Here is a 13548-nt window from a genome sequence, read left to right on the forward strand (position 1 = left end):
ATCAGTCATTGACGGTCTCTCCGGTTTTCTTACTTTTGAACATATCCAGCGCCAGCATGATTGCACCAACGGTGATGGCGCTGTCGGCAAAGTTGAACGCAGGGAAATAATGACGGTTCTGCCAATGCACCAGGATAAAGTCGATCACATGGCCCAGGGCAATGCGGTCGTACAGGTTACCCAGCGCGCCGCCCAGAACCAAGGCCAAGGCGACGGCCAGCCAGGTGTCATCGCGGCCCAGGCGCTTGAGCCAGACCACGAGCACCGCACTGACCACCAAGGCGATCAGCGCGAACAACCAGCGCTGCCAGCCGCCACCGTCAGCCAGGAAGCTGAAAGCGGCGCCGGTGTTGTAGGCGAGGGTCCAGCTGAAGTAATCCGGGATCACCACGATTTGCTGGAACATTTCCAGGGAGCCTTCGAAATGAGCCTTGCTGACCTGGTCGATGACCAAGACCAGCAAACTCAGTACGAGCCAGCCCAGACGTCCGAAACGACTGGTATTAGGCATAATGGCGAACCTCGCCTTCACCCGAGATGTTGTCGACGCAACGACCACAGATTTCTGGATGCTCAGGGTTCACGCCGACGTCTTCACGGCAATGCCAGCAACGAGCGCACTTGGCAAAGGCCGACTTGACCACTTTGAGCTTGAGGCCCGGCACTTCGGTGGCCACGGCGTCCGCTGGGGCCTGGGCGAATGGCGCCAAGCTTGCAGTCGAGGTGATCAGTACAAACCGCAGTTCGTTGCTCAGCTTGGTCAAGTCGGCGGTCAGGCCTTCCTCGGCAAACAGGGTGACTTCGGCCTGCAGGTTGCCGCCGACGGCCTTGGCCGCACGCTGCACTTCCAGCTCCTTGTTCACTGCAACTTTGACGGCCATCACGCCTTCCCAGTACTCGCGACCCAGTTCGAAATCGGCCGGCAGTTCGGTCAGGCCTTCGTACCAGGTGTTGAGCATCACGGACTCGTTACGCTCACCCGGCAGGTATTCCCACAGCTCGTCGGCGGTGAAGGCCAGGATCGGTGCGATCCAGCGCACCAGCGCTTCGGAGATGTGATACAGCGCGGTCTGCGCCGAGCGGCGTGCCTTGCTGTTGGCGCCGGTGGTGTACTGGCGGTCCTTGATGATGTCGAGGTAGAAACCACCCAACTCCTGCACGCAGAAGTTGTGGATCTTCGAATACACGTTCCAGAAGCGGTATTCGCCGTAGTGCTCCTGCAACTCGCGCTGCAGCAACAGGGTACGGTCCACAGCCCAACGGTCCAGGGCGAGCATGTCCTCGGCCGGCAGGATATCGGTGGCCGGGTTGAAGCCGGTCAGGTTCGACAGGAGGAAACGCGCGGTATTACGGATACGACGGTAGGCATCGGCGCTGCGGGCCAGGATCTGGTCCGATACGGCGATCTCGCCCGAGTAGTCAGTAGACGCAACCCACAGACGCATGATGTCGGCGCCCAGGGTGTCGTTGATCTTTTTCGGTTCGATCACGTTTTTCAGCGACTTGGACATCTTGCGGCCCGTCTCGTCGACGGTGAAACCGTGTGTCAGCAGCTCGCGATACGGGGCGTGATCGTCGATGGCGCAACCGGTCAGCAATGACGAGTGGAACCAGCCACGGTGTTGGTCCGAGCCTTCCAGGTACAGGTCGGCACGCGGACCGGTCTCGTGGCCCATTGGGTGCGAACCGCGTAGCACGTGCCAGTGGGTGGTGCCCGAGTCGAACCATACGTCGAGGGTGTCGCTGATTTTGTCGTACTGCGGCGCTTCTTCGCCCAGCAGTTCGGCGGCGTCCAGCTTGAACCAGGCTTCGATGCCTTCCTGTTCAACACGCTGGGCCACCACTTCCATCAGTTCGACGGTACGCGGATGCAACTCACCGCTTTCCTTGTTCAAGAAGAACGGGATCGGCACACCCCAGTTGCGTTGACGGGAGATGCACCAGTCCGGACGGTTGGCGATCATTGAATGCAGGCGCGCCTGGCCCCACGCCGGGACGAACGTGGTGTCTTCGATGGCCTTGAGCGAGCGCACACGCAAGGTGTCGCCGCTGGTCGGCTCTTTGTCCATGCCGATAAACCATTGCGCGGTGGCGCGGTAGATCAGCGGGGTCTTGTGACGCCAGCAGTGCATGTAGCTGTGCTTGATGGTGTCGGTTTGCATCAGCGCACCGACTTCACGCAGCTTATCGATGATCGGCTGATCGGCCTTGAAGATGAACTGGCCGCCGAAGAACTCCAGCGAAGGCACGTAAACACCGTTGCTTTGCACCGGGTTGATGATCTCATCGTTGACCATGCCGTACTTCTTGCAGATCACGAAGTCGTCCACGCCATACGCGGGCGAGCAGTGAACCACACCGGTACCCGAACCCAATTCGACGTAGTCAGCCAGGTACACCGGCGACAGACGGTCATAGAACGGGTGACGGAAGTTGATCAGCTCCAGCGCGGAACCGGTGGTGGTGGCGATCACCGAACCTTGCAGTTCGTAGCGAGCCAGGCACGCTTCGACCATTTCCTCGGCGAGTACCAGCAGGCGATCACCGACGTCCACCAGGGCATAGGTGAATTCCGGGTGCACGTTCAGCGCCTGGTTGGCGGGAATGGTCCACGGGGTGGTGGTCCAGATCACGATGGCAGCCGGTTTGCTCAGGCTAGCCAGGCCAAACGCCTGGGCCAGCTTGGCGTCGTCAGCAATCGGGAAGGCTACGTCGATGGTCGAGGACTTCTTGTCTTCGTATTCGACTTCCGCTTCAGCCAGGGCCGAACCGCAATCGAAGCACCAGTTCACGGGTTTGAGGCCCTTGAACACGAAACCGCCCTTGACGATTTCGGCCAAGGCACGGATTTCACCGGCCTCGTTCTTGAAGTTCATGGTTTTGTACGGGTTGTCCCACTCGCCCAGCACACCCAGGCGAATGAACTCGGATTTCTGCCCTTCGATCTGCTCGGCGGCGTAGGCACGGCACAGTTCGCGGGTTTTATCGGCACCCAGGTTCTTACCGTAGGTCACTTCGACCTTGTGTTCGATCGGCAGGCCGTGGCAGTCCCAACCCGGCACATACGGCGCGTCGAAGCCCGACAGGGTTTTCGAGCGCAGGATCATGTCCTTGAGAATTTTGTTCAGCGCATGACCGATATGAATCGTGCCGTTGGCGTAAGGAGGGCCATCGTGCAGGACGAATTTCGGACGATCCTTGCCAATCTCGCGCAACTTTCCGTACAGGCCAATACTGTCCCAGCGCTGCAGGATCTGCGGTTCGCGCTGTGGCAGGCCGGCCTTCATTGGGAAGGCGGTGTCCGGAAGGTTTAGCGTGGCTTTATAGTCGGTCATTTAAGGCTCTTCGGTTAGCGATGGGCGCTAGGTGCGGCTAGTGCACGGGCGGCGGCGACATCCGCATTGATCGCCGTTTTCAACGCCTCAAGGGAGGCGAAACGCTGCTCTTCACGCAGCTTCTGGTGGAAAACCACCGTCAAACGCCGGTCGTATAAATCACCGGCAAAATCCAAAAGGTGAACCTCCAGGTGGGCCTTGCCATCACCTGCAACCGTGGGCCTGACGCCTATGTTGGCGACTCCCGGCCACGACTGGCCGTCAATATCGACGCTAACCAGGTAAACCCCTGTCAGCGGCACACGACGGCGCTTGAGTTGCACGTTGGCGGTTGGCGTGCCCAATTGGCGCGCCAGCTTCTGGCCGTGCAGCACCCGCCCGGCAATGCGGAACGGGCGACCGAGCAAACGCTCAGCCAAGGCGAAGTCGGCAGCCGCCAGCGCATTACGCACTTGGGTACTGCTCACGCGCAGGCCATCTAATTCGACGGTTTGCGCGGCTTCGACGGTAAAGCCCTGGATGACGCCGGCGTGCTGCAGGAATTCAAAATCCCCAACCCGGTCGCAACCAAAACGGAAGTCGTCGCCGACCTCCAGATGTTGTACGCCCAGGCCATCCACGAGGATGCGGTCAACGAACTCGGCAGCGCTGAGGCTTTGCAAGCGCTGATTGAAAGCCAGGCAGAGGACGCGGTCCACACCTTCTTCAGCTAGCAGTTGCAGCTTGTCCCGCAAGCGAGCCAAGCGGGCTGGCGCCGTTTCCGGAGTGAAATATTCCCGCGGCTGTGGCTCAAAAATCACCACGCAGCTGGGCACGCCCAACTCGACCGCACGCTCGCGCAGCCGGGCCAGAATAGCCTGATGACCACGGTGAACACCGTCAAAGTTGCCAATAGTGGCGACGCAGCCCCGATGCTGGGGGCGCAGGTTGTGGAGACCTCGAACCAGCTGCATAACGCGCTTCTTGCTCATAAAGTGGTCGATTATAACCACACCCAGCCCCGGACGACAGGCAACAGCGCAGGGCAAGGTGGATGGAATCGATAAAACACCTGTTTTATCGCAGCAAACTCTCTAGCTCAGCGACTTGCGATTGAAATCGCGCAGGCGGAACCCCTGCAGCAGCAACATCCCGAAGTACACCACCACACCGGCGACCACCAGCGCACCCAGGCGCATGAAGCGATCTAACATATGGCCTTGGTCCCACGCTGGCATAAAGTGCATCAGCCCAAGCAGAACCGCCGACATCATTGCCACCGCCACCAGCAACTTCAGTGCAAACATGCCCCAGCCCGGCTGCGGCTGGAACATCTGCTGTTTGCGCAGCTGATAAAACAGCAGTCCAGCGTTGATGCAGGCGCCCGCACTGATGGCCAGGGCCAGGCCGGCGTGAGCCAACGGGCCGATAAACACAAGGTTGAGCAGTTGCGTGACGATCAGCGTGAAAATCGCGATTTTGACCGGGGTGCGGATGTTCTGCTGGGCGTAGAAGCCAGGCGCCAGCACTTTGATCACGATGATGCCGAGCAGGCCAACGGAGTAAGCAACCAGCGCGTGCTGCGTCATCAAGGCGTCATGGGCGTCGAACTGTCCGTATTGGAACAGTGAGACCGTTAGCGGCTCGGCCAGAATTCCCAGCGCAAGGGCGCACGGCAACACCAGGACGAAACACAGGCGCAGGCCCCAATCGAGGATGCGCGAGTACTCCTGGCGGTCCTTGCTTGCGTAAGTACGCGCCAGGGTCGGTAGCAGAATTGTACCCAAGGCCACGCCGAGCACGCCGGAAGGCAACTCCATCAGACGGTCGGCGTAATACATCCACGACACCGAGCCCGATACCAGCAGCGAGGCAAAGGCCGTGTTGATAATCAGGGAAATCTGACTGACCGACACGCCAAGAATCGCCGGCAGCATATTGCGCATCACGCGCCAGACGCCGGTGTCTTTCAGATTCAGGCGAGGCAGCACGAGCATGCCGATCTTTTTCAGGTGCGGCAGTTGGTAGAGCAATTGCGCCAGACCACCGGCCAGCACCGCCCAACCCAAGGCCATGACCGGCGGATCGAAGTACGGCGTGAGAAACAGCGCGAAAATAATCATGCTGACGTTTAGCAACGTTGGCACGAACGCCGGCACCGAAAACCGGTTCCAGGTATTGAGGATCGCCCCGGCCAGGGATGACAGGGAAATCAGCAATATATAAGGAAAGGTCACTCTCAGCAGATCAGTGGTCAGCGCGAACTTTTCCGGCGTATTGGCAAAACCAGGGGCCGTCGCCCAGATCACCCAGGGAGCGGCGAGCATTCCGAGGAGGGTCACCAGCATTAAAACCAGGGTCAGCAGGCCCGAAACGTAGGCAATAAAGGTACGAGTAGCTTCCTCGCCCTGCTGAGTCTTGTATTCAGCCAGAATCGGCACGAACGCTTGGGAAAATGCGCCTTCAGCGAAGATCCTGCGCAGCAGATTGGGCAACTTAAAGGCAATAAAGAAGGCATCCGTGGCCATGCTGGCGCCAAAAATGCGCGCCAGCAGGGTGTCACGCACGAACCCCAAAACCCTGGAGATCATTGTGATAGAGCTGACGGCAGCCAACGATTTGAGCAGATTCATTGAAAGAGTTTGCGCCTATAGATAAAGAGCAGGCGAACAAAGCGCCCACTTATGCGATACTGCGCGCCTGCAACAGCACAGAGCCAAAGCTCGCGAGTTTACAGGTCAAGCGCCGGAAATAAATCACCCGCCTCTTCAGATCGACCACTCAGCAGTTCGCATCAGCCGCCCTTGACAACACATCAAGTCATCGGCATGATTCGCGGCCTATTTTGTTTGCTATTTCCTAAAAAGTCTTTCGAGGAGCTCGACGGTGGCCAACACACCTTCCGCCAAAAAACGTGCAAAACAGGCTGAGAAGCGTCGCAGCCACAACGCCAGCCTGCGTTCCATGGTTCGTACCTACATCAAGAATGTAGTTAAAGCCATCGACACCAAAGACGCTGAAAAAGCTCAAGCAGCTTACGTTCTGGCTGTGCCAGTTATCGACCGTATGGCCGATAAAGGCATCATCCACAAGAACAAGGCCGCTCGCCATAAGAGCCGCCTGAATGGCCACATCAAGGCTCTGAGCGTTGCTGCTGCAGCCTAAGTGGTAACAACTGCTACGTAACCTTGGTTGCGAAACAGTTAGGAAATGCCCCGTACCGAAAGGTCCGGGGCATTTTTGTTTGTGCGTGAAAACACATGCGAGAGCGAGCTTGCCCCTTGCCACAGATGGAGCTGTGATGATTTCAGGCACAAAAAAACGCCCCGAACCAGTCGGGGCGTTTTTGCTATCAGCTGATTAACGCATCAATCAGTGCTGATGACCGCCTTCACCGTGAACGTGGCCGTGAGCAACTTCTTCCTGGGAAGCGTCGCGGATGGCAACGATCTTCACTTGGAAGTTCAGGCGCTGACCAGCCAGAGGGTGGTTGCCGTCGACGGTTACGTCGTCGCCGTCCAGATCACGGATGGTCACGATCTGCATTTGGCCGTCCGGCGCGGAAGCGTGGAACTGCATGCCCACTTCCAGCTCGTCAACGCCTTCGAACATGCTGCGGCTCAAAGTGCTGACCAGTTCAGCAGAGTATTCGCCGTAGGCATCTTCAGGTTCTACGGCTACGGTCAGTTCATCACCAACTGCCTTGCCTTCCAGGGCCTTTTCCAGGCCTGGGATGATATTACCTGCGCCTTGCAGGTAGACCAGCGGCGCGCCGCCGGCGGAGCTGTCGATGACCTCACCAGCGTCGTTGGTCAGGGTATAGTCGATGGAGACAGCCTTGTTAGCGGCGATCGTCATGGGGCGAGACCTTTTGCATAAGAATGAAGAACGGACAAGTCTAAACAAGGATTTGCCCGAAAGCGAACGGAACCCGGACGGACGGGACCAATCAACGGTCATGATCATCGGTTTTCATTCGGACGAAGAAGGGCATTGGGTGGCCGAGCTGTCATGCGGCCATACCCAGCACCTGCGCCACCAGCCGCCGTGGCAATCCCGAACCTGGGTGCTAGACCCCGCACAGCGCCTGGAAAAAATAGGCCAGCCCTTTGCGTGCGGCTGGTGTGCGCAAGCGCCGAATAACGATAACCTTGACGCCTGATTCCCGGTAGGCACTCAGCCATAGAGCGCCACCGAAGCCATGCACCTCCAGAGAATTCGCATGCAGACTTTTTTTATCGCGCCCACCGATTTTGGTGTGGGTCTGACCTCCATCAGCCTAGGGCTGGTGCGCACCCTTGAACGGGCCGGGCTGAAAGTCGGCTTCTTCAAGCCGATTGCCCAACCGCATCCTGGCGACACCGGCCCAGAACGCTCCACCGAACTGGTGGCACGCACCCACGGCCTGAAGCCTCCACAACCCCTGGGCCTCGCCCATGTAGAGCGGATGCTCGGCGACGGCCAGCTGGATGAACTGCTCGAAGAAATTATCACGCTGTATCAGCAGGCCGCGGTGGGCAAGGATGTACTGATCGTCGAAGGCATGGTGCCGACCCGCAACGCCAGCTACGCGGCGCGGGTCAACCTGCACTTGGCCAAGAGCCTGGATGCTGAAGTGATTCTTGTCTCCGCTCCGGAAAACGAAGTGCTTACCGAACTCTCAGGCCGCGTGGAATTGCAGGCCCAGTTGTTCGGCGGCCCGAAAGACCCGAAGGTACTCGGCGTAATCCTCAACAAAGTACGCACCGACGAAAGCATGGAAGCTTTCTCGGCGCGCCTGAAAGAACATTCGCCGCTGTTGCGCAGCGGTGACTTCCGCCTGCTGGGCTGCATCCCTTACCAGCCGGAACTCAACGCGCCGCGCACCCGCGACGTAGCCGACCTGATGGGCGCGCAGATCCTCAACGCCGGCGACTACGAAACTCGGCGCATGACCAAGATCATCATTTGCGCCCGCACTATGCGCAACACCGTAGAGCTGCTCAAGCCCGGCGTGCTGGTGGTGACCCCCGGCGACCGTGACGACATCATCCTCGCCGTCAGCCTGGCCGCGATCAACGGCGTACCCCTGGCCGGCCTGCTGCTGACCAGCGATACCCTGCCCGACCCGCGCATCATGGATCTGTGCCGCGGCGCCTTCCAGGCTGGGCTGCCGGTTTTGTCGGTGAGTACCGGTTCCTACGAGACCGCTAACCTGCTCAACAACCTCAACAAGGAAATCCCCATTGATGACCGTGAGCGTGCGGAGATCATCACCGATTTCGTCGCCAGCCACCTCGACGCGCGCTGGCTGCACCAGCGCTGCGGCACGCCGCGGGAGATGCGTCTATCGCCGGCGGTGTTCCGCTACCAGTTGATCCAACGCGCCCAGGCTGCCAACAAACGCATTGTGCTGCCCGAAGGCAGCGAGCCGCTGACCGTGCAAGCCGCCGCTATCTGCCAGGCAAGGGGCATCGCGCGCTGCGTGCTTCTGGCCAAGCCGGCAGACGTGGAAGCCGTCGCCCGCGCCCAAGGCATCGAATTGCCTGAAGGCCTTGAGATTCTCGACCCGGACCTGATCCGCCAACGCTACGTCGAACCGATGGTCGCGCTGCGCAAAAGTAAGAGCCTCAACGCGCCAATGGCCGAGCAACAATTGGAAGACACCGTGGTGATCGCCACGATGATGCTCGCGCTGGACGAAGTGGACGGCCTGGTCTCTGGCGTTATCCACTCCACCGCGAACACCATCCGCCCTGCCCTGCAGCTGATCAAAACGGCGCCGGGCTGCACCCTGGTGTCGTCCGTGTTCTTCATGCTGTTCCCCGAGCAGGTGCTGGTCTACGGCGACTGCGTGATGAACCCGCACCCAAGCGCTGCGGAACTGGCGGAAATCGCCCTGCAAAGCGCCGATTCGGCGGCGGCATTCGGCATTACCCCACGTGTGGCGATGATCAGTTATTCCAGCGGTGATTCAGCCAGTGGAGAAGAAGTGGAAAAAGTCCGCGAGGCCACCCTGCTCGCCCACGAACAGCAAAGCTCGCTGCTGATCGACGGCCCGCTGCAATACGACGCCGCCGCCAACGAAAACGTAGCGCGGCAATTGGCGCCCAATAGCCAGGTCGCCGGCAAAGCCACGGTGTTCGTCTTCCCCGATCTGAACACCGGTAACACCACCCACAAAGCCGTGCAACGCAGCGCCGACTGCGTAAGCCTTGGCCCAATGCTGCAGGGCCTGCGCAAACCGGTCAACGACCTGCCCCGTGGCGCCCAGGTCGACGACATCGTGTACACCATCGCACTGACTGCGATCCAAGCCGCCAACCGACCAATGGATATCTAAATGCTGGATTTTCTACCTGCCGCCGTGCGCGGGGTCATCGCTTCGCTGTTGCTGGCACTGAACACGATACTGCTGTGTTCGTTCCTATTCATCGTCGCGCTGTTCAAGGCGCTACCGTTTGCCAAACGCTTCAGCGAATGGCTGATGAACCACACCCACGAAGCCTGGGTAACCAACAACAAGGGCTGGATGAACCTGGTACAGCGAACGCGTTGGCATCTCAAAGGCCTTGAAGGGCTGGACTATCAGCACTCGTACCTAGTGACCAGCAACCACCAGAGCTGGGTCGACATCATGGTGTTGCAATACGTGCTCAATCGACGGATTCGCCCGCTGAAGTTCTTCCTCAAGCAGGAATTGATCTGGGTGCCGGTGATTGGTCTGGCGTGGTGGGCGTTGGGCTTTCCGTTCATGAAGCGCTACACCAAGGCTTATCTGGAGAAACACCCGGAGAAGAAAGGCAAAGACCTGGAAACCACCCGCAAGACCTGTGCGAAGTTTCGCGCAAACCCGGTAGGGATTTTCAACTTTGCCGAAGGCACTCGGTTTACGCCGGGCAAACATGCCCAGCAGAAGTCGCCGTTTCGCTACTTGCTCAAACCCAAGGCGGGCGGAATCGCGTTTGTGTTGGATGCCATGGGGGAACAGCTGAAATCACTGGTCAACGTGACCATTCACTACCCTGGCGGACGCCCTGGGTATTGGGACTTGCTCTGCGGGAAGGTGCAGGACGTGGTGGTGCAGTTTGAAGAGGTGCAGATTCCAGCCGAGTTCGTCGGCAGGAATTATGAGCAGGATGCGGAGTATCGGCTGGCGTTCCAGGGGTGGATTAACCAGCTGTGGGAAACCAAGGATGCGTTGCTGGAGCAGCTTCACACCGAATTCCCAAGCAAGCGATGATCAACCTGCGGGAGGGGGCTTGCCCCCGATGAGGGAGTATCAGTTGATGCAGCCGTAGCTGACCCACCGCTATCGGGGGCAAGCGCCCTCCCACATTTGACCGCGCCCGATCTTGAAGATGTGAAAAAGCCCGCCACCGATCACTCGGTGGCGGGCTTTTTTGTGGCCGCGAAGTTTAGATCGCGCCGCGCTGACGCAACAGCTCCAGCACTTGCTTGACGCTCTCTTCCAACGACAGAGCCTGGGTGTCGAGTACCAGATCGGCATTCAACGGCACGTCGTACGGGAAGGACTCGCCAGGGATGTTATCCCCACCGGCAGCGTACAAACCTTGCGGATCACGCTCGGCGCACACCAACGGCGACGCTTGCACGTAGACGGTCAGCAGGCGGTCGCTGCCAATCAGCGCCTTGGCCTGTTCACGGCCTTCGGCATCCGGGGCAACGAACGCCGCCAGGGTCAGCAGGCCGGCCTCGTTGAACTGACGTGCCACGTGAGCAGCACGACGCCAGTTCTCGGTGCGCCCGGCACGATCCTGAGGCAAGCCTTTGTTCAGGTCGTGGCGTAGGTTCTGACCATCCAGTACGAACACTGCACGGCCCATGTCGAACAGCTTGCGCTCAACCGCGTAGGCCAAGGTGCTTTTGCCAGCGCCCGAGAGGCCGCTGAACAGAACGGTGGCCGGTTGCTGACCAAAGCGCAGGGCACGTTCTTCAGTGGCCACATGAGCCAACTTGCCGTGCTGCGCCGCGCTGCCGTGGGTAACAGGCGGTGCGATGATCATGCCCGCGGCGACGGTGCCGTTGGTCAAACGGTCGATGACAATAAACGCGCCCGTGGTGCGATTGCTGTCGTAACCGTCCAACGCGATGGCGGCGTCGAGGCTGACCTTGACCCGGCCAATCTCATTCAGTTGCAACGAACTCGCCGGGCCTTCGGCCAGGGTGTTCACGTCCACGCGGTGCACGATGCTGGTGATGGAACCCGGCACATAGCTGGTGGCGCGCTTGATGTCGTATTTCTTGCCCGGCAGCATCGGTTCTTCGGCCATCCACACCAGCATGGCATCGAAGGCGTCAGTCACTTGCGGCACGTTGTCGGCATGCACCAACAGGTCGCCACGGGAGATGTCGATCTCGTCTTCCATGGTCAGGGTCACGGCCTGACCTGGGCCGGCGTGCTCCAGTTCACCGTCGAAGGTGACAATGGATTTGACGCGGCTGCTCTTGCCCGATGGCAGAACAACGATTTCGTCGCCCTTATGCACGATGCCGCTGGCCAGGGTGCCGGCGAAACCGCGGAAGTTAAGGTTTGGACGGTTAACGTACTGCACCGGGAAACGCAGGTCGGTGTAGTTGCGGTCGTTGGCGATCTCGACGGTTTCGAGGATTTCCATCAGCGACTGGCCGGTGTACCAAGGCGAACGCTCGCTCTTGTTCACCACGTTGTCACCCTTGAGCGCCGACATCGGCACGAATGCCAGGGTGCTCGGCTTGAACGCGATACCGTCGGCGAACTTCAGGTAATCAGCCTTGATCGACTCGAATACGCTTTGGTCAAAGCCATTGATGTCCATCTTGTTGATGGCAACGACGATGTGCTTGATGCCCAGCAACGACGCGATGAAGCTGTGGCGACGGGTCTGGGTCTGCACACCGTAGCGGGCATCGATCAGGATGATCGCCAGGTCACAGGTGGAGGCACCGGTAGCCATGTTGCGGGTGTACTGCTCATGGCCAGGAGTGTCGGCGATGATGAATTTGCGCTTTGCGGTGGAGAAGTAGCGGTAGGCAACATCGATGGTGATGCCCTGCTCACGCTCGGCCTGCAGGCCGTCGACCAGCAACGCCAGGTCGATGTCATCGCCGGTGGTGCCGGACTTCTTCGAATCGCGGGTAATGGCTTCCAGGTGATCTTCGTAGATCATCTTGGAGTCGTGCAGCAGGCGCCCGATCAGGGTGCTTTTGCCGTCGTCGACGTTGCCGCAGGTCAGGAAGCGCAACATCTCTTTGCGCTCGTGCTGGCCCAGGTAGGCGAGGATGTCCTCGCTGATCAAATCAGATTGATGCGACATGACAGCCCCTTAGAAATAGCCTTGACGTTTTTTATCTTCCATCGAGCCTGCACCATCGTGGTCGATGACACGGCCCTGGCGCTCGGAAGTTCGCGTCAGGAGCATTTCCTGAATGATGTCCGTCAGCGTCTCGGCTTCGGACTCCACCGCGCCCGTCAACGGGTAGCAGCCAAGGGTACGGAAACGTACTTTCTTTTTGACGATACGGGCTTTGTCTTCGTCGGACAGGTGCTCGAGGATGCGGTCGTCGTCGATCATGATCAACGTGCCGTTCTTCTCGATGACATCGCGTTCGGCGGCAAAGTACAGCGGCACGATCGGGATGCCTTCAAGGTAGATGTACTGCCAGATGTCCAGCTCGGTCCAGTTGGACAGCGGGAACACACGGATCGACTCACCCTTGTTGACGTTGCCGTTGTAGACATTCCACAGCTCGGGGCGCTGGTTCTTCGGGTCCCAGCGGTGCTTGCTGTCGCGGAACGAGTACACGCGCTCTTTGGCACGGGATTTCTCTTCATCGCGACGGGCACCGCCGAAGGCAGCGTCGAAACCATGCTTGTCCAATGCCTGCTTAAGGCCTTCGGTCTTCATGATGTCGGTGTGTTTGGCGCTGCCGTGGGTGAATGGGTTGATGCCCTGCGCAACACCATCGGGGTTGACGTGGGTGATCAGGTCCAGGCCCAGTTCTTCGACCATCTTGTCGCGGAACGCGTACATCTCCTGGAATTTCCAGCGGGTATCGACGTGCATCACCGGGAACGGCAGTTTGCCCGGGAAGAAGGCCTTGCGTGCCAGATGCAACATCACGGCGGAGTCTTTACCGATCGAGTAGAGCATCACCGGGTTGTCGAACTCGGCGGCGACCTCGCGGATGATGTGGATGCTTTCCGCCTCCAGCTGTTTCAGATGCGTCAGTTTGTCGACCATGGCTACTCACG

11 protein-coding genes are annotated in these 13548 nt (G+C 59.4%); 4 read left to right on the forward strand and 7 right to left on the reverse strand.

Features of this window, described 5'->3' with window-relative positions; translation table 11 throughout:
- Window position 1: 1 nt before the first annotated feature.
- From lspA to murJ, 4 genes are all read right to left on the reverse strand, one after another.
- Window positions 2–511 carry a signal peptidase II gene (gene lspA / locus ACKZ62_RS24550; RefSeq protein ID WP_032886176.1) on the reverse strand — a complete coding sequence of 170 codons (510 nt, stop codon included), beginning with the start codon at window positions 509–511 and terminating at the stop codon, window positions 2–4.
- The gene (gene ileS / locus ACKZ62_RS24555) at window positions 504–3335 is read right to left on the reverse strand and encodes an isoleucine--tRNA ligase (RefSeq protein ID WP_181642867.1); all 2832 of its coding nucleotides are present in this window, start codon (window positions 3333–3335) and stop codon (window positions 504–506) included. The genes lspA and ileS overlap by 8 nt, the downstream gene beginning before the upstream one ends.
- Window positions 3336–3349: 14 nt before the next feature.
- A complete protein-coding gene (gene ribF / locus ACKZ62_RS24560; protein WP_032886174.1) occupies window positions 3350–4288 on the reverse strand; it encodes a bifunctional riboflavin kinase/FAD synthetase in 939 nt (312 codons plus the stop codon).
- A gap of 120 nt (window positions 4289–4408) precedes the next feature.
- On the reverse strand, window positions 4409–5947 hold the full coding sequence (gene murJ / locus ACKZ62_RS24565; protein ID WP_032886173.1) for a murein biosynthesis integral membrane protein MurJ: 1539 nt from the start codon (window positions 5945–5947) through the stop codon (window positions 4409–4411).
- A 253-nt stretch (window positions 5948–6200) separates the two neighbouring features.
- Between murJ and rpsT the strand changes: the two genes are divergently transcribed.
- Entirely contained in the window at window positions 6201–6479 is a 279-nt protein-coding gene (gene rpsT, locus ACKZ62_RS24570) for a 30S ribosomal protein S20 (RefSeq protein ID WP_016976313.1), read from the forward strand.
- 207 nt (window positions 6480–6686) lie between these two features.
- Here rpsT and ACKZ62_RS24575 read toward each other — a convergent pair whose 3' ends face one another.
- The gene (locus tag ACKZ62_RS24575; RefSeq protein ID WP_032886172.1) at window positions 6687–7172 is read right to left on the reverse strand and encodes an FKBP-type peptidyl-prolyl cis-trans isomerase; all 486 of its coding nucleotides are present in this window, start codon (window positions 7170–7172) and stop codon (window positions 6687–6689) included.
- On the opposite strand from ACKZ62_RS24575, the gene ACKZ62_RS24580 reads away from it, so the two are divergent.
- The 3 genes from ACKZ62_RS24580 to ACKZ62_RS24590 are packed head-to-tail and all read left to right on the forward strand — an operon-like array spanning window position 7141 to window position 10536.
- Window positions 7141–7476 carry a DUF3565 domain-containing protein gene (locus ACKZ62_RS24580; protein ID WP_095183787.1) on the forward strand — a complete coding sequence of 112 codons (336 nt, stop codon included), beginning with the start codon at window positions 7141–7143 and terminating at the stop codon, window positions 7474–7476. The genes ACKZ62_RS24575 and ACKZ62_RS24580 overlap by 32 nt on opposite strands.
- 60 nt (window positions 7477–7536) lie before the next feature.
- Complete coding sequence (gene pta / locus ACKZ62_RS24585; RefSeq protein ID WP_099601957.1) at window positions 7537–9636, forward strand: phosphate acetyltransferase; 2100 nt, start codon at window positions 7537–7539, stop codon at window positions 9634–9636.
- A complete protein-coding gene (locus tag ACKZ62_RS24590) occupies window positions 9637–10536 on the forward strand; it encodes a 1-acylglycerol-3-phosphate O-acyltransferase, YihG family (RefSeq protein ID WP_032886168.1) in 900 nt (299 codons plus the stop codon).
- 175 nt (window positions 10537–10711) lie between these two features.
- On the opposite strand, the gene cysN is transcribed toward ACKZ62_RS24590, so the two are convergent.
- On the reverse strand, window positions 10712–12610 hold the full coding sequence (gene cysN, locus ACKZ62_RS24595; RefSeq protein WP_122680396.1) for a sulfate adenylyltransferase subunit CysN: 1899 nt from the start codon (window positions 12608–12610) through the stop codon (window positions 10712–10714).
- Window positions 12611–12619: 9 nt separating this feature from the next.
- The gene (gene cysD, locus ACKZ62_RS24600) at window positions 12620–13537 is read right to left on the reverse strand and encodes a sulfate adenylyltransferase subunit CysD (protein WP_032886164.1); all 918 of its coding nucleotides are present in this window, start codon (window positions 13535–13537) and stop codon (window positions 12620–12622) included.
- Between the last annotated feature and the right edge of the window lie 11 nt (window positions 13538–13548).

The organism is Pseudomonas sivasensis (genome assembly GCF_052938085.1).

Coding starts and splice junctions, on each gene's coding strand:
- cysD (WP_032886164.1), bottom strand. CDS start 13,537: ATGGTCGACAAACTGACGCATCTGAAACAGCTGGAGGCGGAAAGCATC.
- ACKZ62_RS24580 (WP_095183787.1), top strand. CDS start 7,141: ATGGAGACAGCCTTGTTAGCGGCGATCGTCATGGGGCGAGACCTTTTG.
- ileS (WP_181642867.1), bottom strand. CDS start 3,335: ATGACCGACTATAAAGCCACGCTAAACCTTCCGGACACCGCCTTCCCA.
- ribF (WP_032886174.1), bottom strand. CDS start 4,288: ATGCAGCTGGTTCGAGGTCTCCACAACCTGCGCCCCCAGCATCGGGGC.
- ACKZ62_RS24575 (WP_032886172.1), bottom strand. CDS start 7,172: ATGACGATCGCCGCTAACAAGGCTGTCTCCATCGACTATACCCTGACC.
- murJ (WP_032886173.1), bottom strand. CDS start 5,947: ATGAATCTGCTCAAATCGTTGGCTGCCGTCAGCTCTATCACAATGATC.
- lspA (WP_032886176.1), bottom strand. CDS start 511: ATGCCTAATACCAGTCGTTTCGGACGTCTGGGCTGGCTCGTACTGAGT.
- ACKZ62_RS24590 (WP_032886168.1), top strand. CDS start 9,637: ATGCTGGATTTTCTACCTGCCGCCGTGCGCGGGGTCATCGCTTCGCTG.
- pta (WP_099601957.1), top strand. CDS start 7,537: ATGCAGACTTTTTTTATCGCGCCCACCGATTTTGGTGTGGGTCTGACC.
- cysN (WP_122680396.1), bottom strand. CDS start 12,610: ATGTCGCATCAATCTGATTTGATCAGCGAGGACATCCTCGCCTACCTG.